This window comes from Streptomyces sp. NPDC002793, assembly GCF_040295485.1.
Taxonomy (GTDB): Bacteria; Actinomycetota; Actinomycetes; order Streptomycetales; family Streptomycetaceae; genus Streptomyces.
This window is the reverse complement of record NZ_JBEOVL010000017.1, coordinates 150,787-171,202: the sequence shown is the minus strand read 5'-3', so window position 1 is coordinate 171,202 and position 20,416 is coordinate 150,787. Positions and strand designations below refer to the sequence as shown.

The 20,416-nt window shown below is 72.0% G+C and carries 19 protein-coding genes; 8 read left to right on the top strand and 11 right to left on the bottom strand.

Annotation, left to right across the window (positions count from 1 at the left end; all coding sequences use genetic code 11):
• The coding region (locus tag ABT001_RS19110) for an enolase C-terminal domain-like protein (RefSeq protein ID WP_502967485.1) at positions 1–835 on the top strand (835 nt) is incomplete at its 5' end.
• A gap of 16 nt (positions 836–851) precedes the next feature.
• On the top strand, positions 852–1,844 hold the full coding sequence (locus ABT001_RS19105; protein ID WP_351278683.1) for a 2-hydroxyacid dehydrogenase: 993 nt from the start codon (positions 852–854) through the stop codon (positions 1,842–1,844).
• Between the two features lie 48 nt (positions 1,845–1,892).
• Here ABT001_RS19105 and ABT001_RS19100 read toward each other — a convergent pair whose 3' ends face one another.
• The 4 genes from ABT001_RS19100 to ABT001_RS19085 all read right to left on the bottom strand — a co-directional run bounded on the left by ABT001_RS19100 (position 1,893) and on the right by ABT001_RS19085 (position 5,922).
• Positions 1,893–2,249: a hypothetical protein gene (locus ABT001_RS19100; RefSeq protein ID WP_351278681.1), complete on the bottom strand. Its 357-nt coding sequence runs from the start codon at positions 2,247–2,249 to the stop codon at positions 1,893–1,895.
• 106 nt (positions 2,250–2,355) lie between these two features.
• Positions 2,356–4,074: an acyl-CoA dehydrogenase family protein gene (locus tag ABT001_RS19095; RefSeq protein ID WP_351278679.1), complete on the bottom strand. Its 1,719-nt coding sequence runs from the start codon at positions 4,072–4,074 to the stop codon at positions 2,356–2,358.
• A 46-nt stretch (positions 4,075–4,120) separates the two neighbouring features.
• Positions 4,121–4,687 carry a PadR family transcriptional regulator gene (locus ABT001_RS19090; RefSeq protein WP_351278676.1) on the bottom strand — a complete coding sequence of 189 codons (567 nt, stop codon included), beginning with the start codon at positions 4,685–4,687 and terminating at the stop codon, positions 4,121–4,123.
• A gap of 122 nt (positions 4,688–4,809) precedes the next feature.
• Positions 4,810–5,922, bottom strand: a complete 1,113-nt coding sequence (locus tag ABT001_RS19085; protein ID WP_351278674.1) for a PP2C family protein-serine/threonine phosphatase — start codon at positions 5,920–5,922, stop codon at positions 4,810–4,812.
• Positions 5,923–6,336: 414 nt separating this feature from the next.
• On the opposite strand from ABT001_RS19085, the gene ABT001_RS19080 reads away from it, so the two are divergent.
• Positions 6,337–7,950, top strand: a complete 1,614-nt coding sequence (locus ABT001_RS19080; RefSeq protein WP_351278671.1) for an ABC-F family ATP-binding cassette domain-containing protein — start codon at positions 6,337–6,339, stop codon at positions 7,948–7,950.
• A gap of 132 nt (positions 7,951–8,082) precedes the next feature.
• A complete protein-coding gene (locus tag ABT001_RS19075) occupies positions 8,083–9,072 on the top strand; it encodes a bile acid:sodium symporter family protein (RefSeq protein ID WP_351278699.1) in 990 nt (329 codons plus the stop codon).
• An 88-nt stretch (positions 9,073–9,160) separates the two neighbouring features.
• Here ABT001_RS19075 and ABT001_RS19070 read toward each other — a convergent pair whose 3' ends face one another.
• Positions 9,161–9,379: an MbtH family protein gene (locus ABT001_RS19070; protein WP_351278669.1), complete on the bottom strand. Its 219-nt coding sequence runs from the start codon at positions 9,377–9,379 to the stop codon at positions 9,161–9,163.
• Between the two features lie 275 nt (positions 9,380–9,654).
• Between ABT001_RS19070 and ABT001_RS19065 the strand changes: the two genes are divergently transcribed.
• Together ABT001_RS19065 and ABT001_RS19060 are read left to right on the top strand one after the other, a co-directional pair.
• Positions 9,655–10,752 carry a tetratricopeptide repeat protein gene (locus ABT001_RS19065; protein WP_502967484.1) on the top strand — a complete coding sequence of 366 codons (1,098 nt, stop codon included), beginning with the start codon at positions 9,655–9,657 and terminating at the stop codon, positions 10,750–10,752.
• Positions 10,749–11,858, top strand: a complete 1,110-nt coding sequence (locus ABT001_RS19060) for a polyprenyl synthetase family protein (protein ID WP_351278665.1) — start codon at positions 10,749–10,751, stop codon at positions 11,856–11,858. The genes ABT001_RS19065 and ABT001_RS19060 overlap by 4 nt, the downstream gene beginning before the upstream one ends.
• Positions 11,859–11,909: 51 nt before the next feature.
• Here the strand turns inward: ABT001_RS19060 and ABT001_RS19055 are convergent, their stop codons facing one another.
• Positions 11,910–12,854: a helix-turn-helix domain-containing protein gene (locus tag ABT001_RS19055; protein ID WP_351278663.1), complete on the bottom strand. Its 945-nt coding sequence runs from the start codon at positions 12,852–12,854 to the stop codon at positions 11,910–11,912.
• A 171-nt stretch (positions 12,855–13,025) separates the two neighbouring features.
• Here ABT001_RS19055 and ABT001_RS19050 point away from each other — a divergent pair, with 171 nt between their 5' ends.
• Positions 13,026–14,066, top strand: coding sequence for an NAD(P)-dependent alcohol dehydrogenase (locus ABT001_RS19050; RefSeq protein ID WP_351278661.1), 1,041 nt, complete (start codon positions 13,026–13,028; stop codon positions 14,064–14,066).
• Between the two features lie 125 nt (positions 14,067–14,191).
• Here the strand turns inward: ABT001_RS19050 and ABT001_RS19045 are convergent, their stop codons facing one another.
• The 4 genes from ABT001_RS19045 to ABT001_RS19030 all read right to left on the bottom strand — a co-directional run bounded on the left by ABT001_RS19045 (position 14,192) and on the right by ABT001_RS19030 (position 17,821).
• Positions 14,192–14,671, bottom strand: a complete 480-nt coding sequence (locus tag ABT001_RS19045; protein WP_351278659.1) for an NUDIX hydrolase — start codon at positions 14,669–14,671, stop codon at positions 14,192–14,194.
• A 23-nt stretch (positions 14,672–14,694) separates the two neighbouring features.
• Positions 14,695–16,326 (bottom strand): apolipoprotein N-acyltransferase, encoded by a 1,632-nt coding sequence (lnt, locus tag ABT001_RS19040; protein ID WP_351278656.1) that lies wholly within the window; start codon positions 16,324–16,326, stop codon positions 14,695–14,697.
• Between the two features lie 70 nt (positions 16,327–16,396).
• Positions 16,397–16,960, bottom strand: coding sequence for a hypothetical protein (locus tag ABT001_RS19035; RefSeq protein ID WP_351278653.1), 564 nt, complete (start codon positions 16,958–16,960; stop codon positions 16,397–16,399).
• A 69-nt stretch (positions 16,961–17,029) separates the two neighbouring features.
• Complete coding sequence (locus ABT001_RS19030) at positions 17,030–17,821, bottom strand: glutamate racemase (protein WP_351278650.1); 792 nt, start codon at positions 17,819–17,821, stop codon at positions 17,030–17,032.
• 58 nt (positions 17,822–17,879) lie between these two features.
• Here ABT001_RS19030 and ABT001_RS19025 point away from each other — a divergent pair, with 58 nt between their 5' ends.
• A complete protein-coding gene (locus ABT001_RS19025; RefSeq protein ID WP_351278647.1) occupies positions 17,880–19,064 on the top strand; it encodes a glycosyltransferase in 1,185 nt (394 codons plus the stop codon).
• Positions 19,065–19,097: 33 nt separating this feature from the next.
• Here ABT001_RS19025 and ABT001_RS19020 read toward each other — a convergent pair whose 3' ends face one another.
• Positions 19,098–20,360: a TerD family protein gene (locus ABT001_RS19020; RefSeq protein ID WP_351278696.1), complete on the bottom strand. Its 1,263-nt coding sequence runs from the start codon at positions 20,358–20,360 to the stop codon at positions 19,098–19,100.
• Positions 20,361–20,416: the final 56 nt, after the last annotated feature.

The window sequence follows — 20,416 nt, the reverse complement described above, 5'->3', positions numbered from 1 at the left end:
CCTCCCCTCCCCGCGGTGGAGATCCCCCCCGGCATCTGGTACGAGCGCCGAGGGGGGCGCGCCCCCCGCCCGGGCGGGGCGGGCCCCCCCCCCCCGCCGCATGATCGGCACGTACGGCTTCTCCTCCATCAAGCTCAAGGGAGGTGTCTTCCCTCCCGACGAGGAGATCGCGGCGATCAGGGCTCTGCGGAAGGCCTTCCCGGACATGCCCCTGCGCCTCGATCCGAATGCCGCCTGGAGCACGGAGACTTCGCTGTACGTCGCCCGCGAGCTCGACGGGGTCCTCCAGTACCTGGAGGACCCGACCGAGGGGATCGCCGGCATGGCCTCCGTGGCCGGGCGGACGCCGACCCCGCTGGCGACCAACATGTGCGTGGTCTCCTTCGACGACCTGGCCCCGGCGGTGGCCCGGGGAGCGGTGGGCATCGTCCTGTCCGACCACCACTTCTGGGGCGGACTGCGACGTTGCGGCCAGCTCTCCGCGATCTGCGAGACCTTCGGGCTGGGCATGTCGATGCACTCCAACTCGCACCTGGGCATCAGCCTCGCGGCGATGACCCACCTGGCGGCGGCCACCCCCCGCCTGACCTACGCCTGTGACACCCACTGGCCCTGGAAGCGGCCTGACGAGGACGTGGTGGACCCGGGGGTGCTGCGGTTCAGCGAAGGGAGCCTCGCCGTACCGACGGCTCCCGGTCTCGGCGTGGAACTGGACCGGGAGGCGCTCGCCAGGCTCCATCGCCAGTACCTCGACTGCGGGCTGCGCGACCGCGACGACACCGGCTACATGCGTAGTTTTGATCCCTCGTTCTCGACCAAGACCCCCCGGTGGTGACCCTCTCGTGCGCATCATGATCGATCACCGCATACTCAGCAGGTTCCGCGAATCGCTCACGGCGCGCGCGGAGAGCGGGCACGTCTGGCTGGACGCCGGCGAATGGGACGCCGACCGGACCTCCGCAGCCCTCCCCGAGGTCGAGGTGTACATCGGATCGAAGCTCCGGCCCGAGGACGCCCGGCGGGCCGCACGTCTGCGGCTCGTGCACGTCGTCGGCGCGGGCTACGACGGCATCCCCCTCGACGCGCTGCACCCCGGGGTGACGGTCGCCACCACCCATCACCACGGCAGCTCCATCGCGGAGCACGTGCTGATGTCCGTGCTGATGCTCTCCCGCGACGTGCTGACGGCAGACCGCGCACTGCGCGCCGGGCGCTGGCGGAACGTGGCCGTCGATCCCGGCCTCCCGTTCGGGTCGACACTGCGGGGCCGGCGGGTCGGGATCATCGGCTTCGGCGAGACCGGCACCGAGGTCGCACGGCTGTGCCAGGCGGTCGGCCTCGGGGTGCGCGCCGTGCGGCGTGACCCCACCGCGCCGTTCCCCGCCGACCTGAGGCCCGAATGGGTGGGCGGCGACGACCGGTTGCCCGACCTGCTCGCCGAGTCCGACATCGTGGTGGTCACAGTCCCCCTGAGTCCCGCCACCCGGGGGCTGATCGGCCCGGACGAACTGAAGGCCATGGGGCCCGGGTCACTGCTGGTCAACGTGGCCCGGGGGCCGGTGGTGCAGGAGGAGGCGCTCTACGAGGCGCTCCGCTCCGGCGCCATCGGCGGCGCCGCCCTGGACGTGTGGTGGTCCGGCCCGCCGGAAACGCCGAGCAGGCTGCCCTTCCACGACCTCTCCAACGTGCTCATGACCCCGCATCACTCGGGCCACACCACGGACACCTTCGCCGCCCGGGCGGAGGAGATCGCCGACAACATCGGCCGGCTGGGGCGCGGCGAGCCGCTGGTGAACGTGGTGCGCGCCGGAGTCACGGACGACGGACCACGCCCCGGGGCCTGAGCAGCAGGCGGCACGCCGGGCCGGCCGGTGGCGCGGCGCGGGCCGCTCTCATTCGGAAGCGGCGGCCAGCGATGCGTAGTACGTGCCGAGCTTCCGCAGGTAGAAGAGGTCGCCCGTGTCCTGATCGCGCTCGAAGCGAGGGGCGTCCTTGATCTGCTCCTTGGTGCACCCGACCCGGATCACCCGATCGGCGCCGTCGACGGCGGTCACCAGGCCGGCGGGCACGACGACACTTCTTCCGAACTTCCAGACCCCCGCGTCGATCACCAGGTGGCCGAACCCCGGGACCGGGGAGAGCCTGATGACGGTTCCCACGCTCCCGTCCGGCGCCTCCACGCCGTACCCGATCACGTCGTCGTCCAGCGCGCGGTCCAGCTCCGCGGGGCCTGTCCAGATCGTTTCCATCGTCGCCTCCTCCTGGCAGCCGGCCGGATCCGGCCGCCGGAGCTTCCATATGCCCCCGCAGACGCGGGCGATGCGGGCCGGGCCCGGTTTCGGTGTCCGCTCGGGGCTACAGACCCATCTCGTAGGCCCCGGACAGCGCCTCGACGCGGTCCCAGACCCGCGCCGAGCGAGCCTCGTCCACGACGGGGCGCCGCACCGCGGCCAGGGCCCGGTGCTGCTGTTCCGCCGTCGCGGAGTCCTTGCCGTGCAGTTCGACGGCGTCCGCGGAGAAGTCACGGACGAGCACGGAGAACAGCTCGTCGAGGACGTCCTCGTCCAGGCCGGTGAGCCGGGCCTGCTCCAGGATCAACTGGCCGTGGACCACCAGGGCGAAGAGCCGGCCGACGGACAGCAGGAAGTCGAGGTCGCGGCTCTGCTCCTCGTCGGGCGCGGCGTCGGCCACGAACTCGCACAGTGCGTCCGCCTGCTCCCGGAACCGGGCGACGTTGGGGAGCGCGGCGTAGGCGTCGTAGGCCTGGCGCCAGTCGTGGAAGCGCACGGAGCCCAGGCCCCGGGCCGGCCCCTGCCGGAAGAGGAACGCGTCGTCCGCGGCGTCCAGACGTGTGGGCACGGCCTCGTAACCCACCGGGTCCAGCAGGTGGTTGCGCATGAACTTCAGGATGAGGGCGAGGTTGACGTGGACCGTGCCCTCCAGCTTCGGCAGGCTGCGGATCTCCACGGCCGCCTGGGCGAAGTACGTGTCCTTCTCGAAGCCCTTGGCGGCGATGACGTCCCACATCAGGTCGATGACCTTCTCGCCCTCCGTGGTCACCTTCATCTTCGTCATCGGGTTGAAGAGCAGGTAACGGCGGTCGTCAGGGCCGGCAGAGCGGAAGTAGTCGACGGCACGGTCACTGAACAGCTTCATGCCGACGAGCCGGACGTAGGCGTCGGCCAGCTCACGGCGGACGTGCGGGAAGGCGGTGACGGGGCGGCCGTAGAGGACTCGGTTCCGCGCATGGGTGACGGCCTCGTACATCGCGTGCTCGCAGATGCCGATCGAGGCGGTACAGAGGTTGAACTTGCCCACGTTGACGGTGTTGAGGGCGGCGTCGAAGGCGGCGCGGCCGGTGTGCAGGACGTCGTCGGGGCCGACCGGGTAGCCGTCGAGGCGGAACTCGCTGACGTACTTGGAGGAGTCGACGACGTTCTTCACCAGGTGGTAGGCGGAGTGGCGGCTGTCGGCCGCGAAGAAGACGTAGCCGTCCGGGCCTTCGACGTCCGTGCGGCGGCCGAAGACGGACACGAGGCCCGCGGCGTTGCCGTTGCCGATGTAGTACTTGGAGCCGGTGGCGAGGAAGCCGCCGTCGCCGTCCGGTTCCAGCAGCATGTCGGTGGAGTAGATGTCGGCGCCGTGCGCCTTCTCCGACAGGCCGAAGGCGAAGACCTCGCCCTCGGAGAGGAGCTGAGCCGCGCGGCTGCGGGCGGCGGCGTTGTCGCTCTGCCAGACCGGGCCGAGGCCGAGGATGGTCACCTGCCAGGCGTACCAGTAGTCGAGTCCGTAGAACCCGAAGATCTCGTTGAGCGCGGCGATCCGCGCGGTGTCCCAGCGCTGGTCCTCCCGCTCCGCGGCGGAGGCGGGGGTGAGGAAGGTGGCGAACAGGCCCTCCTTCGCGGCGAACTCCAGGAAGTCACCCAGCCAGGCGCGCGACCGGTAGTCCTCGGTCAGCCGACGCCTGCCACGGGCCTCGAACCAGTCGATGGTGGCGCGCAGCAGCCTGCGGGTCTCCGGGTCGAAGTGCGCCGGGTCGTAGGTACGCGGGTTGAACAGCAGCGGGTCGGCCATGGTGATACGCCTTCCGGAGGATGGGGGACGGAGGATGCGGGACCGCTCAGACACGCGGGCCGGCCGCGCCGAGCCGGTGCAGGGTGGCGAGTACGTCGTCGAGCCAGGCGACCGTCATGCGTTCGTACGCGATGCCGCCGCGCAGCACGACGTGCTGCAGCTCCTGACCCGCGTCGAGCGGGGCGGGGGCGCCGGGGCCGGTGAAGTCGCGGAGCTCTCCCGCGAGGTAGTGCGCGAGCCGGTCGCTGTGGACCCGGTGGTGCCGCTCGACCTCGTCCAGCAGCGCGGCCGGGTCGTCGAAGGCCGCGCCGCGGATCTTCACGGCGAGATCGTGACGCAGGCTCTCGGGTTCGATCGGCTCGTGCAGCCAGCCGGAGAGGGCGGCGCGGCCCGGGTCCGCGACGGAGTACTCCTTCTTGTCCGGCCGGCGCTCCTGCGGGACGTCGCGGACGTCGAGCAGGCCGTCGCCCTCCATGCGCTTGAGGACGCGGTAGATCTGCTGGTGCGTGGCGGTCCAGAAGTACCCGATGGACCGCTCGAACCGCCGGGCGAGCTCATAGCCCGAGCCCGGCTGTTCCAGCAGGGAGACGAGGATCGCGTGTTCGAGCGCCATACCCCGATGGTTCTATGCAACTGATTGCATAGCAAGCGGCAGTGGCAGGGTGAGACGTGTCTCACCCTGCCACCGCCCGCCGGACCTGAGCCCGTCCCGGGGTCCGGCCGTGCACCCGGCGGTCAGGCCGGGGCGGATCCGTGTCCGGCCGGCGCGCGGTAGAGGGCCAGCATCGCCTGGTCGTCCTGGGGTCGGCCGCCGGTGTGGCGGCGCACGTCCTGGATCAGCAGATCCAGGATCTGCCCCGGCGCCGTGCGGACGCCGGGCCGCGCCCGTCTCGCGAGCACGAGCGGCAGGCGGGCGACCGGGGCGTAGAAACGCCCGGTGGCGTTGCGGGCCTCGGTGACGCCGTCGGTGTAGCAGATGAGGGTGGAGCCGACCGGGAACGGGAAGCTGTCGACCGGGGCGGACCACGCACCGAGGTCGCTCATGCCCAGCGGAGGTGCCTCCTCCGACGCCTCCAGGAGCGTGGCGCGACCGCGCGCGTCGAGCAGCACCGGGGGCGGATGGCCTCGGTTGACCAGGCGCACGGTCCCCAGGTCCGTGGAGAACTCCGCGATGAGCGCCGTCGTGAAGCCCTCCTCCTGCTGCTGACCACCGCGTCGGCCGCCCTCGCGCAGGAGCGCCCGCTCCAGCCGGGTCACCAGCTGCGGAAGGTCCTCGGCCTCGTCCGCCGCGTACCTGAAGGCGCCGAGATCGGCGCTGACGGCGCTGACCGCCCCGAGGCCCTTCCCTCGCACGTCACCGACCATGACCCTGATTCCGTACGGGGTGCTCTGCACCACGTACAGGTCTCCACCGATCATGGCCTCGCTCTCGGCGGGCACGTACCGCGCGTCGACGTGCAGGTCCCCCAGCCGTGTCGGGGGCCTGGGCAGCACGGCCCGCTGGGCGACGGCCGCGACGTGCTGTGCGCGCCGGGCACGGGCGTCCTGCCTGCGCAGCGTGCGATGGATCAGGACGGCGAGCGTGGTGACGGCCGCGAGGGTGATCTGGTTGGCCACGCCCGCGCGCCAGCCGAAGGTGCCGTCGAACCATGCGAGGACCGCGTGGACGGCCATCGCGGTGAGTCCCACGCCGATGATGCCGCGCACGCCGAGGAGCGGGGCGGCGGCGACCGGCACCGCCATGAGGAGCGGCGCGGACGTCACATCGTGCGGGGTGACCAGGTCGACCACCACGGCCAGCACGATGAGGCCTACGGGGATCCACTGGGTTCTCAGCAGCTGCGGCACTCCCCCACGCTCCCCGCAAGCGCGGCCGTCCGCATCCCCGGGCAGACGCCGTCGGCGTACATGACACGCCCGTACGGGGAGTCCGCCTCGAGGTCGCGGGCAGGCCCGTGCCCCCGGCCGGACCATCGGGTGGACCGCCCCTGTACGTGCTCGTCGAGAACGGCCGGTACCTCGGCACACGGGAATTCCGGGAACGGTGGAACGCCTGCTGCTAGGGTTTCCCGGGATATCGATCCCTCGGCGAGGAGACCGGACATGGTGGGAGACGACGACATCTCCGGGTGACACCCGGATGTGAGCGGCCGTCGGCCGGTGCGCAACAAGCACCGTGGCCACGAGCCCTGCGTCGTTCCCGCTCCCTGTGTCCGCCCCGGGCAGAGCTCTGTCCGCCCTGTGCCGTAAGAGGTCTTTCCCATGTCCGATGCCTCCGCTCCCCTGCTCGCGCGCGACCTCGTCCGCTCCTTCGGGACCGGGCGGGTGGTCGACGGCTTCTCCCTCACCGCACCTCCCGGCCACCGCATCGGCCTGATCGGCGAGAACGGCGTCGGCAAGTCGACGTTGCTCCGCCTGCTCGCCGGGGCCGACGAACCGGACGCGGGCACCGTCACCCGCCCCGCCGACCTGGGGTTCCTGCACCAGGAGATGCCGTTCGACGCGGCCGCCACGATCGCCGATGTGCTGGACGAGGCCCTGCGCGAGGTCCGCGACGGTCTCGCCGGGCTGGAACACCTCGCGGAACAACTCGCCCGCACCCCGGAGGACTCCCCCGGTCACGCCGTACTCCTCGACACCTACGGCCGACGGCTCCAGCGCGCCCAGGAACAGGAGGCATGGGACGCCGACCGGCGCGCCGGCATCGTGCTCGAAGGCCTCGGCCTCGGCGGTATCCGGTGGGACCGGACGCTCGGCTCCCTCTCCGGCGGGCAGCGAGGGCGCCTGGCGCTGGCCTCGCTGCTGGTCCGGAGACCGTCCGCGCTGTTGCTGGACGAGCCGACCAACCACCTGGACGACCACGCGGCCGAATTCCTGGAGCAACAGGTATGGGACCTGCCCGGCGCCGTCGTCGTGGCGAGCCATGACCGGGCCTTCCTCGACGCCGTGTGCACGGCCCTGATCGACCTCGACCCTGCCATGGAAGGACCGGTCCGGTACGGCGGCGGCTACACCGCCTACCAGGCCGAGAAGCGCTCCGAGCGGGAACGCTGGGAACGTCGCTACGCCGAGGAGCAGGAGGAACGGGAGGCCCTGCACCGGTCCCTCGGCACGACCACGCATCGAGTCGCCCCGGACCGTGGACCGCGTGACAACGAGAAGATGGGCTACGGTCTCCGGGCCAACCGGGTGCAGAGCCAGATCTCGCGACGGGCGCGCAACGCCGCTCGCAGGCTCGACGAACTGGAGCGGCACCGGATCGCCGAGCCGCCGCAGCCACTGCGGTTCCGTCGCACCGCACTCGCCGGACCGTCGGCGGACGGCACCCTCGTCTCCCTGCGTGACGCGCGGGTGCGGGGCCGCCTCTCCCTCGGCCGTCTCGATGTGTCGGCGACCGAGCGCCTGCTCGTGACGGGGGACAACGGCGCGGGGAAGTCGACACTCCTCGCCGTGCTCGCCGGACGGCTCGAAGCCGATGGCGAGGTACGGCGGAAGGCTGGGCTCTCGGTGGGACTGCTGGCCCAGGACACGGTGTTCGAGCGGCCGGACCGCACCGTGCGGGACACCTACGCGCAGGAGCTCGGCGGGGAGCGCGCGGAGGCCGTACCGCTGAGTTCGCTGGGGCTGATGAGCGAGGCGGATCTGGGCAAGCAGGTCGGACGCCTGTCCGTCGGACAGCGCCGTCGGCTCGCGCTGGCCCTTCTGGTGGCGCACCCGCCCGAGTTGCTCCTGCTGGACGAGCCCACGAACCATCTCTCCCCGCGGCTCTGTGACGAACTGGAGGCGGCGATGGGGGCGGGTCCTGGAGCGATCGTCGTGGCCGGCCACGACCGCTGGCTGCGGAGGCGCTGGCAGGGGCGCGAGCTACGCCTCTGACCGTGGCCGGCGAAGAGCACCAGGCGCACACATCTTGGACATATCGTCCGCATGATGAGACGCGCTTGCGGAGGCCCTTGCCTGCGGCGTTCCATCTCGCCTGTGCAGAACGAACAGATAACCGCAGATCACATGGGATCCGACGGCAAGGCGGCGAGGCGCGCCGTCACGGTGTTCCCAGTCCTCGTGCTCGTGGCGGGCGTGGCGGGTCTCGTCACCCCCGGCACGTTCGACGGCTGGACCGAGTCGGTCCCGTACCTGCTGGGCATCGTCATGTTCTGCATGGGACTGACGATGACTCCGCTCGACTTCCAGGGCGTGGTGAGGCGTCCGTGGGCCGTGGCGATCGGCCTGGTGGCGCATTACGTGATCATGCCGGGGCTGGGCTGGGCCATCGCCCACCTGCTCGGACTGCCACCACAACTGGCGGCCGGACTCATCCTGGTCGGCTGCGCACCGAGCGGCACGGCGTCGAACGTGGTGACCTTCCTGGCCCGCGGCGATGTGGCGCTGTCGGTCTCCGTCGCCACCGTCTCCACTCTCGTCGCCCCTCTGGTCACGCCGCCGCTCACGCTGCTGCTGGCGGGGGCGTACCTGCCGGTGGACGCCGGTTCGATGATCACGGACATCCTCAAGACGGTGCTTCTCCCTGTCCTCGGCGGCCTGGTGGTGCGCCTGGTGGCGGGCAGAGCGGTCGACCGGGTGCTGGGCCTCATGCCCTGGCTGTCCTCGCTGGCCATCGCCGCGATCGTCTGCGCCGTCGTTGCGGGCAGCGCCGACACGATCAAGTCGGCCGCGGTGACCGTGCTGATCGCCGTGGTGCTGCACAACGGCCTCGGACTCGCGCTCGGTTACGGCGCGGGCAAGATCGCGGGGCTCGGCCGGCCCGCCAGCCGCGCCATGGCCTTCGAGGTCGGCATGCAGAATTCCGGGCTCGCCGCCTCGCTGGCGACGGCCCACTTCAGCCCGCTGGCCGCTCTGCCCGCCGCGGTGTTCTCCGTGTGGCACAACATCTCGGGGGCCCTGGTCGCCGCCTGGATGGCCCACCGGTCACGCCGCGAGGAGTCGGCACCGGCGGCCGCCGGTCCGGCCCCGGAGCGGGCGACGGCCGGGGACTCCTGACCGGACACCGGCTCCACCCGCCCGAAGGCGTTCGTCCGGAGTTCCGGACGAACGCCTCCTGCGTTCCCGACGGCCTCCGGGGGGAGGCTCACTCGGATTGGGCGGACATGCTCCGTATCAGGCTCTTGGGCCGCAGATCGGTCCAGTTCCGCTCCACGTAGTCGAGGCAGGCCTGGCGGGTGTCCTCCTGGTGGGCCACGGTCCAGCCGCCGGGCACCTCCGCGAAGGCGGGCCACAGCGAGTGCTGTCCCTCGTCATTGACGAGCACCAGATAGGTGCCGTTCTCGTCCTCGAAGGGGTTGGTCACCGATACTCCTCGAACTTAGGTAAGGCTACCTTCACTTATCCGTCGGTACCTTACCCATCCCACTCCCGGTTGTCGCATCGGACGTCGCCCTTTCCCGGACGCCGCTCATCCCACCGGCCGGTCCCGGCTCCACCCCGTAGCACTCAGGGAGGACCCCAGGACCAACACGGAGAGGGATTCGTGGAACCCCTTCCCGCTCCTACCGTCTTGATCAGGGACGGCGGCCGACCACCGCCGGGAACAGCGGTTCCGAGGAAGGGCGAGACAGTGAGCAGGTGGCACGGGTGACTCAGCACGACCAGCCGAAGGACAAGGCGTTCGCCCCCGAGTACCAGGGGGCCCTCGGCTCCCTGTCGGTGAACTCCTCCCTCACCGAGGTACTGGCCAAGGGCATCGATGAACTGCGGGCCGCCGAACGCGCCGGCAGCCAGGGGGAGATGGCGCGCTGCGGACTCGCCGTGGCGGAGGCGTACCGCCGGCTGGGGCGGGTGGCGGATGCCGACGCCGCCTGGAAGGCGAGTTATCGGGCGGCCCGTTCGGCGGGGGACGTCGGGGCGATGGCCTGGGCCCTGTGGAGCGGTGGCACGCTCGCCCGTCAGCGGGGTTCGCTGGCCCTGGCCTACCGACTGCTCGGGATCGCGGCCGACCTGGGTGAACGAGGGGGTGACGTGGTGGTACGCGGCTACTCGCTCGCCGGCCTCGCGGAGACCGGACGCATCCAGGGCGACTACCAGGCCGTCGGCGAACTGCACGAACAACTGCTCGCCGAGGCCCGCAGGCGGGGCGAGGCCCGGCACACGGTGTGGGCGCTGGAGGGCATAGCGCAGATGCACCGGAACACCGGCTCGTACGACAGGGCGCTCGCCCTCTTCGAGGAGGCGGCCGAGACCGCGGGCCGGGCCGATGACCGACGGGGCCGGGCATGGGCGCTGCGCGGCATAGCCGACGTGGTGTCCGTACGTGACGGTGACGTGGAGCGTGCGCTGGCGCTGCTCACCGAGGCCGAATCCGCCTGCCGCGAGATGAAGTTGTCCAGCGCGCTGGCGTACAACCACAAGATGCGGGGCAATGTGCACTACCGGGCCGGGCAGTACGTACAGGCCCGGGACACCTACACGCAGGCACTCGCGGAGTTCCAGGAGATGAACGAGCCGCGGGGCACCGCGCTGTCCCGGCTCGGGCTCGCCAAGTCGCTGGCCCGGCTCGGGCGGAACCCGGCGGAAACGGTCGTGGAACTGGCCGACCTCTGCAGGACGCTGGACCGGATCGGCCTGCGGCATGCCCGGGACATGGTCGACAAGGCGACGGCGGAGCTGGGAGTGGGCCCACTGCCCGACGTGGGCCACCGGGCCGAGGCGGCGGCGACGCGATGACCACCCCCACGACCGTTTCCGCCGGCACGGTACGCGACTCCGGTCCCTCAGGGTCGTACCCGCCGCCCCAGGCCGAGGACGACGTTCACCGCGTGCTCGCCCGCTGCCGCGACCTGGTGCGGCCCTCCCTCTCCGCCGCGATAGGCCGGCTCCATCCCTGGCCTGGCGAGATGGCGGCGTTCTCACTCGGCTGGTGCGAGGTCGGCGGTGCGCCAGCCGACGGATCCTCCGAGGGCAAGGGGGTGCGCCAGGCTCTCGCGGTCCTGTGCGCCGAGGCGGCCGGCGCCCCGGGAGAGAGCGCCGTGGCCGGGGCGGTGGCCGTCGAGCTGGTCCACACCTTCTCGCTGCTGCACGACGACATCATGGACGGGGACGGAACCCGGAGGCAGCGGGAGACGGTGTGGAAGGCCTACGGCACCGGGCCCGCCGTACTCGCGGGCGACGCGCTGTTCGCCCTCGCGGTGCAGACCCTCGCCGAAGCCCCGGGACCCCATACGCCGGCGGCGGTCGGCCGCCTGTCCGAGACGCTCAGCGGCCTCGTGCGCGGCCAGGCGGAGGACCTGCTCTTCGCCGCCCGCCCCTGGACCGGGCCGGAGGCCGTCCGGACCGATGAGTACCGGGCCATGGCGGAACTCAAGACCGGCACGCTGCTGGGCTGCGCGGCGGCGCTCGGAGCCCTCCTGGGCGGGGCTCCCGCCGGGACGGTCAGCGCGCTGGACCGGGCCGGGCGCCACCTGGGGGTGGCGTTCCAGGCCGTCGACGACCTGCTCGGCATCTGGGGCGACCCGGCGGTGACGGGCAAACCCGTGCACAGCGACCTACGGCAGCAGAAGAAGACCTACCCGGTGCTGGCGGCCCTCGCCGGCGACGGCCCGCCCGCCCGGGAACTGGCCGCACTCCTCGGCTCCCCGCTCCCCCTCGACGACGCGGGTACGGCGCGCGTGGCCGCACTCGTCGAAACGTGCGGCGGCCGCGTCGCCACCCTGGACGAGGCCCGCCACCACCTCGACGCGGCCCGCGCCTGCCTGCGGAGCGTGCCGCTCGCCCCGGGCGCGGCGCGCGAGATCGAGGCGCTGCTCGGGTTCCTGCTGCACCGAAGGATGTGAGACCTGCCGCGGCGGGCGGTGTTCGCACGACGGGGCGAACACCGCCCGCCGCTACGGACTCCCGGACGCGGCCGTCCCGGCCCGCGTGGCGTCCGTGCCCCAGCTCGCGAGCAGGCGCAACGCCTCCGCCGACGCCGAGTCCGGCTCCGCGTGATACGCGACGACCGACTGCTCGGCGTCGTCGGGCAGAGCGAACGTCTCGAAGGAGAGTGACAGCTCGCCGACCAGGGGGTGGTGCAGCCGCTTGACGCCGTGGCTCTTCTCCTTGACGTCGTGCCGGGCCCAGAGCCGCCGGAACTCGTCGCTCTTGACGGACAGTTCACCGACGAGCGCGGAGAGACGGGGGTCGTCGGGGTGGCAGCCCGCGTCCATCCGCAGATAGCTGACGATGTCCGACGCCTTCTGGTCCCACTCCACGAACAGCTCGCGGTACTCCGGCTTCAGGAACACCAGCCGCGCCCAGTTCCGCTCCTGCGGCGGCAACTGGGACCAGTCGCCGAAGACCGCCGCGGCCATCCGGTTCCACGCCAGGATCTCCGCTCGCCGCCCCGTCACGTACGCCGGAACACCATCCATGGTGTCGAGGAGCCCGCAGAGGGACCCGCGTACCCGCTGCTGCCGGGTCGACGGCTTCTTCCTGTGCTCCTTGGGCTTCGCCAGATGGGTGAGGTGTGCCTGTTCGGCGTCCGTCAGTCTCAGCGCGGCCGCGATGGCACTCAGGACCTCCGCGGACACGTTCTGTCCGTTGCCCTGCTCGAGACGCGTGTAGTACGCCACGGACACTCCGGCCAGTTGGGCGAGCTCCTCCCGGCGCAGCCCCGGGACCCGGCGGTGCCGCCCGAAGTCGCGCAGCCCCACGTCCTCCGGCTTCAGCCTGGCACGCCGGCTGCGCAGGAACTCGCTGAGCTCGGCACGCCGGCCGAGGGCATGAGGGCCACCGCCACCGGGCCCGGGGCCGTCGGCGTCCCGCCGCTCGCGTACAGGCTGCTCGTCCATGGGTTCCAGTATCCACCGTCGTACGCACACCATCCTGTCCCCGCCGGTAGTAGGACCACTGGACGTACGTACATCCGGGACCTGGGTGGATGTGCGCAGGTGGGGCACGCTGGAGTGCGTGCCCGGACCGAAAGCTGCCGGGCGCAGGACCACTCCTTAGGAGAACTCCGCATGACCACTGTCGCCGCGTACGCCGCACCCTCCGCCAAGGCTCCGCTGGAGCGCACCACCATCGAGCGTCGTGCGGTCGGTGAGTTCGACGTCCTGATCGACATCAAGTTCGCCGGTATCTGCCACTCGGACATCCACCAGGCCCGCGACGGCTGGGGCGAGGGCATATTCCCGATGGTGCCCGGCCACGAGATCGCCGGCATCGTCACCGAGGCCGGCCCCGGCGTCACCCGGTTCGCCGTGGGTGACCGCGTGGGCGTGGGCTGCATGGTCGACTCCTGCCGCGAGTGCGACAACTGCAAGGCCGGTCTCGAGCAGTACTGCGCCAAGGGGAACATCGGCACGTACAACGCCCTCGACAAGAACGGCGACCCCACCTACGGCGGCTACTCCACGCACATCGTCGTGGACGAGAACTACACCGTCCGCATCCCCGACGGCCTGGCACTGGACGAGGCCGCGCCGCTGCTCTGCGCGGGAATCACCACGTACTCCCCGCTGCGGCGGTGGAACGCCGGTCCCGGCAAGAAGGTCGCCGTCCTCGGTATGGGCGGCCTCGGCCACGTGGGCGTCAAGATCGCGCACGCGCTCGGGGCGGAGGTGACCGTCCTCTCCCAGTCCCTGCGCAAGCGGGACGACGGGCTGAAGCTCGGCGCCGACCACTACTACGCCACCAGCGACCCGAAAACCTTCGAGGAGCTGGCGGGCACGTTCGACATCATCCTGTCCACGGTGTCCGCGCCGCTGGACTTCGGCGCCTACCTCTCCCTCCTCAAGACGGACGGTGCGCTGGTGAACGTCGGCGCCCCCGAGGAGCCCGTCTCGGTCAACCTCTTCTCCCTGATCGGCGGCCGCAAGTCCCTCTCCGGCTCCGCGATCGGCGGCATCCAGGAGACCCAGGAGATGCTGGACTTCTGCGCCGAGCACGGATTCGGCGCGGAGATCGAACTGATCGGCGCGGCCGAGATCAACGAGGCGTACGAGCGCGTGCTGAACAGCGACGTGCGGTACCGGTTCGTGATCGACACGGCGACGATCTGAGGTTCCGTTCCCGCTGAGGACCGCGCCCCGGTGCTCAGCGGGTGACGTGAACGCACCCCCTGTGGCACGGACGGACGCGGCTGCGGGGGGTGCGGTCGGCTCGGCTCCGCCGTGCGCCGGGCCTGTCAGACGCCGGGGGTCCGCGCGAACCAGGTGGGGGCGTCCGTGAGGGACTGCTTGATCCGGAACAGCGCGAACTCGCTCAGCGGCGGCAGCGCGTCGATGTCGAACCAGGCGACTTCCAGCGACTCGTCGTCGTTCACCCGTGCCTCGCCGCCCGTGGCCCGGCAGCGGAAGGTGATGTCGACATACTGACACCGGTCGCCGTTGGCGTACTGCACCGGCTTCAGGGCCTGGGTGAGCACGACCCGCTCCGCGACGCAGTGCACCGCCGTCTCCTCGTACACCTCGCGCTCCGCCGTCGCCGCGGGCTCTTCCCCGGGCTCCCCGATGCCGCCGATGACCGCCCACCTGCCGGTGTCCGTCCGCCGGCCGAGCAGCACCCGGCCCTCGTCGTCGAAGACGACAGCGGTGACTCCCGGCAGCAGGAGCAGCTGGTGCCCGGCGGTGGCGCGGATCTCACGGATGAAGTCTGGAGTAGCCATGCGAGGAGCCTATGCGAAAGGGATCATGCGGCGGCGGGGGCGTTCTCCTGCCCGGCCGCCCGGTCCTTCCGCGTCCTCCTCGCCCGCACCGCCGTGGCTGCCGCCCAGCCGAGACCGGCCAGGGCGAGCAGTGCCAGGGCGCCCTCCGGCAGGGTTCCGAGCCGGGTGGCGGGCGTGAGCGAGGACCGCAGGGGCACCTCGTCGACCAGGGCGTCCGGGGTGAACATCTTCGTCTTCTCCACGATCGTGCCGTCCGGCCGGATCACCGCGCTGACACCGCTGGTGACGGGCACGACGACGGACCGCCCGTGCTCGACCGCCCGCACCTGGCTCATGGCCAGCTGCTGGTAGGTCATCTCGCTGCGCCCGAAGGTCGCGTTGTTGCTCGGTACGGCGATCAGCTGCCCGCCGTCCTTGACGGTGTCGCGTACGGCGTCGTCGAAGGCGGCCTCGTAACAGGTGACGAGCCCGACCTTCGTTCCCGCCAGGTCGAACACGCCGACCTTGCTGCCGGGGCCGAAGTCCCGCTGTACCCGGTCGACGTCCTCGCTGAAGATCCGTGCGACGGACCGCATCGGCATGTACTCGCCGAACGGCTGGATGTGCCGCTTGTCGTAGGTGTCCACGGGACCGCTCTCGGGGTCCCACTCGATCAGGGTGTTGCGGAGAGGGCCGGTGTCGGGGGTGAGGACGGCGCCGATGACGGTGGGGACGCCGATGGCGCGTACGGCCCGGTCGATGGCCTCCCGGGCGTCGGCGTTGCGGTACGGATCGAGGTCGGAGGAGTTCTCAGGCCACAGGACGAAGTCGGGCTGGGGCGCCTTCCCCGCCTTCACGTCCCGCGCGAGCTGTTCCGTGCGCTCCGCGTGGTTGTCCAGGACGGCCCGGCGCTGGGAGTTGAAGTCGAGGCCCAGCCGCGGCACGTTGCCCTGGATCGCGGCGACCGTGGCGGTGCCGTCCTCGGGTGAGTCGTCGACGAGCGGGAGGGCCGCCAGCGCGGCGACGACCGGCGCGGCGACGGTGACGGCCGCCGCGACGACGGCGGAGCGGGGCACGGTGCCGACGGCCCGGTGACGGCGGACCTGCCGGGCGGCCTCCAGGAGGCCGAAGCCGCACAGCACGACGGCGAACGAGAGCAGCGGGGTGCCGCCGAGAGCGGCGAGGGGCAGGAACGCGCTGTCGGCCTGTCCGAAGGCCATCTTGCCCCAGGGGAAGCCGCCGAACGGGACCCGGGACCGGAGCGCCTCGTCGAGGGTCCACACCGCCGCTGCCCAGACGGGCCAGTACGGGAGCCGCGAGACCGCGGCGATCCCGACGCAGCCGACGGCGACGAACAGCGCCTCGAGGAACGCGAGGGCCAGCCACGGTACCGGGCCGACCTCCTCGCCCGTCCAGTGCAGCAGCGGCATCATGAAGCCGAGGCCCGCGAGGAGGCCGAGGCCCAGCGCCGCGCGCGGCCCGCGCGCGGTCAGGACCCAGCCCAGCAGGGCGAAGCCGGGCAGCACCAGCCACCACAGGGGTCGGGGCGGGAAGCTCGCGTAGAGCAGCGCACCGGACAGCACGGCTGCGGCAGGCCGGACGAGCCGCGGCCACAGCTTCCTGCTGCGGGACACGGGGGCGGGCGGCGGTTCGACGGTGGTGACGGTGGCGCTCACCTGCCGGAGTCTACGGTGGCCGCCCGTGCGGGCGGCAGCCGCTCCGGCCACCCGGGCCCCGACGTCGGAGTCAGGTGCCCGGGGGCTTCCCGGTCGCCGCAAGGTGCAGCCGGTCCCGGATGAACCGTACGGCGGCCTCCGCGTCGTCCACCGTGACGGTGAAGCTCCGGCCGTCCCCCAGCCGGAGCACGAGTCCCTCCCCGCGGCGCACGACCACGGCCGTGCCCTGCTCGGGGCGCCAGCGGTAGCCCCATCCGCCCCAGTGGCGTGGGGTCACCTTGGGGGCGAAGTCCGCGCCCACCACATGGGTGAGCAGGATCCGCCGCCTGGGCAGCCCGGCGTGACCGCAGCGCACCTCGAGGGCGTCACCGTCGACCTTGACGGCCACGTGCACGAAGGCGAGGGTCCCGAAGAGGATGAGGAGTCCTGCGGCGACACAGCCGATGACGGACATGAGCAGCGGGGCGAACCCACCGCTCCAGGCCGAGTCGACAGCGAGTTCGATACCGAGTGCCAAGCAGCCTGCCCCCGCGGCCGCGAGCAGCCACTGGAAGCGATTGGTGGCCCGTCCCGTCCAGACCGTGCCCGGGGCCTGGCTCGAACCGTGCCGCGTGTTGCCGGGGTGGTCCGTCATGCCAAGCAGCGTACCCACGTTCCGCGCGGTGAGGAGGGGTGCGCGGCCTCGGCGAGGCGCCGCCCGCGGTCAGACCGCGGGGGTGACGGCCTTGAGCAGCAGGCCCTCGGCGTAGGCCAGAGCGGGTTCGGTGAGGTCAGCGGCCTCCCCGCCGAGGAGCACGGTGAGGGTGCCGACGGGTTCGGCCGACGGAGCGGGTGCCGCCCCGATACGGCGCAGCGCCTGGGCTGCCACCGCTTCGGCGGAGCCGTGGAGCACGAGCGGCGCGCGGCCCGGCCGGCCGGCTTCCACCGCGGCACGGATGCGTTCGGCGACCAGCTCGTAGTGGGTGCAGCCCAGGACGACGTCCGTCACCTCGGCCGGGGTCGAGGCGGCCGCGGCGGCGACCGCGCGGTCGATCGCGTCCTCGTCGGCGTGCTCCACGGCGTCTGCGAGCCCCGGGCAGGGTACTGCCGTCACGTCCGCGGAGCGGGCGAAGTCGTGGATCAGTCCGCGCTGGTAGGGGCTCCCCGTGGTCGCCGGTGTGGCCCAGATGGCGAAGGGGCCGCCGCCCGCGGCGGCCGGCTTGATCGCGGGCACCGTCCCGATGACCGGCAGCCCGGGCTCCAGCTCGGCCCGCAGGGCGGGCAGGGCGTGGACGGAGGCGGTGTTGCAGGCGACGATCAGCGCGTCCGGGCGGCGGGCCGCCGCCGCACGTGCCACGGCGAGGGCACGCCGGATCACGTCATCCGGCGTACGGGGCCCCCAAGGCATCGAGCCGGGGTCGGACGACAGCACCAGGTCGGCGTCGGGCCGTAGCCTGCGTACGGCGGCGGCTGCCGCGAGGAGGCCGATTCCCGAGTCCATGAGTGCGATCTTCACCCGGTCACCATAGTCGACAGCCCTTGCGGTACCGCCGGAGTGGGGCACACTTCGACGGATGAGCGCCGTTGCCTGGATCGCCGTGGGTTCACTGATCGTGTGGGTATGGCTGCTGTTCGGCCAGGGCTTCTTCTGGCGGACCGACCAACGGTTGCCCGTGCGCGGGGACGATCCCGCGCGCTGGCCCTCGGTGGCGGTGGTCGTCCCCGCGAGGGACGAGGCCGAGGTCCTGCCGGTGAGCCTGCCGTCGCTGCTCGCGCAGGACTACCCGGGTGACGCGGAGATCTACCTGGTCGACGACAACAGCGGCGACGGCACCGGCGAGCTCGCCCGGGAGCTGTCCGAGCGGTGCGGCGGGCTGCCGCTCACGGTGGTGACGCCCGGTGACCCGGAGCCCGGATGGACGGGCAAACTGTGGGCGCTGCGGCACGGGATGGCACTGGCCCGGCAGCGGAAGCCCGAGTTCCTCCTCCTGACGGACGCCGACATCGCGCATGAGCCGGACAGCCTGCGGGAACTCGTGGCCGCGGCCGGGAGCGGTGGGGCGGACCGGTTCGACCTGGTCTCGCAGATGGCCAGACTGCGGGTGGCGAGTACCTGGGAGCGGCTGGTCGTGCCCGCCTTCGTCTACTTCTTCGGGCAGCTCTACCCGTTCCGCTGGGTGAACGGGAAGGGATCGCGGACGGCCGCGGCGGCGGGCGGCTGTGTGCTGCTGCGGGCCGGGGCCGCCGAGCGGGCGCGGATCCCGGAGTCCATCCGCCAGGCGGTGATCGACGACGTGTCGCTGGCGCGGGCGGTCCGGCGCAGCGGCGGCCGGATCTGGCTGGGGCTGGCGGACCGGGTGGACAGCGTGCGCCCTTACCCGCGGCTGGTGGACCTGTGGCGGATGGTCGCGCGGAGCGCGTACGCGCAGTTGCGGCACAGTCCGACGCTGCTGGTCGGCACGGTCCTCGGTCTGGGCCTGGTGTACGTCGCGCCGCCCGTCACGCTGGGCGTCGGTCTTCTGGCGGGCGATCCGGTGACCGCGGTGGCGGGTGGGGCGGCGTGGGCGGTGATGGCGGGGACCTACATGCCCATGCTCGGGTACTACCGCCAGTCGCTCTGGCTGGCCCCGCTGCTGCCCTTCACCGCGGTCCTCTACGTCCTGATGACGGTGAGCTCCGCGGTGCAGCACTACCGGGGCCTCGGTGCGGCGTGGAAGGGGCGTACGTACGCCCGTCCCGAGGCCGCGCCGGAGCCCTGAGCCCCGGCGGGCGTCCCGGCGACTCCTCCCGGGTCACTTGCGCCCCGGGGTCCAGTTCATGCCCCACCCGTAGGCGGCGTCGATGGTCCGCTGCGGACTGACCCCGCGCTCGGGGACGAGATAGCGGGCCTCTCGCCGCACGGTGAGGTCTCCCCCTTCACTGGTGAGCAGTGCGAGCGCGCACACGGTGGACGGCACGGTGCACTCGTCGAGGGAGAAGTCGATCGCCGCGCCGTTCTGCGGCTGGAGCGTGACCGTGGCGTGCAGATCGGCGAAGCTGCGGGCGCCTTCGTAGACGGTGACGAAGATCAGCACACGGCGCAGCCTGTCCTTGTGGTCGAGGTTGACCGTGAGGTTCTCACCGCTGGACAGCGCGCCGGTGCGGTCGTCGCCGTCGAGGTGGACGTAGGGCGGCTGCCGGAGCGACCCGAAGGCGTTTCCGAGCGCCTGCACCACTCCCTTGCTGCCGTCGGTGAGCTCGTAGAGCGCGCAGAGGTCGAGATCCAGATCGCCGTGCATGGCGACCGCCCTGCCGAGTTTCGCGCCCCAGCCCTTGAACTGCTTGCGCACCTCCCAGTTGAGATTGACCCGCAGCGCTCCGGACGTGCCGCCCTGCTTCGACAGCGATACCGACGGCGCTTCCTTCGTGAGCGTGACCTTGGTCAGCCTCACGGGCTGCGCGACGGGGGGCGCGGGGGCGGCCGGGGGCGCGGGTGGCCGGGGAGCACGACGCTGCTGCGGGGGTGGCGGCGCCTGCTGCGGCTCGTCGACGGAGATGCCGAAGTCCGTCGCGAGGCCCGCGAGTCCGGTGTCGTACCCCTGTCCTACGGCCCTGAATTTCCAGGCACCCTGGCGCAGGTAGAGCTCGCCGAGGATGAAGGCGGTCTCGACGGTCGCGTCCGCGCTCTCGAAGCGCGCGATCTCGGAGCCGTTCGCCGGGTCCACGATCCTGACGTAGAGGCCGTTCACCCGTCCGAACGTGCCGCCGTCCGCGGAGGCGACGACGACGACGCGGTCGATCGCCGGCTCCATCCGGGCGAAGTCGACCGTGAGGCTGTCCGTCACGGCACCCCCTTCCGCCCGCTTGCCTTCGTGGCGCACCGCACCGGACGCGTGCGCCGCCTGGTTGTAGAAGACGAAGTCGGCGTCGCCGCGCACCTTGCCCGACACGAGCAGGAGCGCCGAGGCATCCACGTCAGGTGTCCCGGGGGTGGTACACCAGCCCAGTTCGACCCGCACGGTCCGAGCCGGCACCGCGACGTTCGTTCCCTTTTGCATGGTCATGCTCGCCCCCATCACGAGTCCGGCTGCCCGGAGAGTTTCCGCCAACCTACCCATGGCCGCGGGAATCC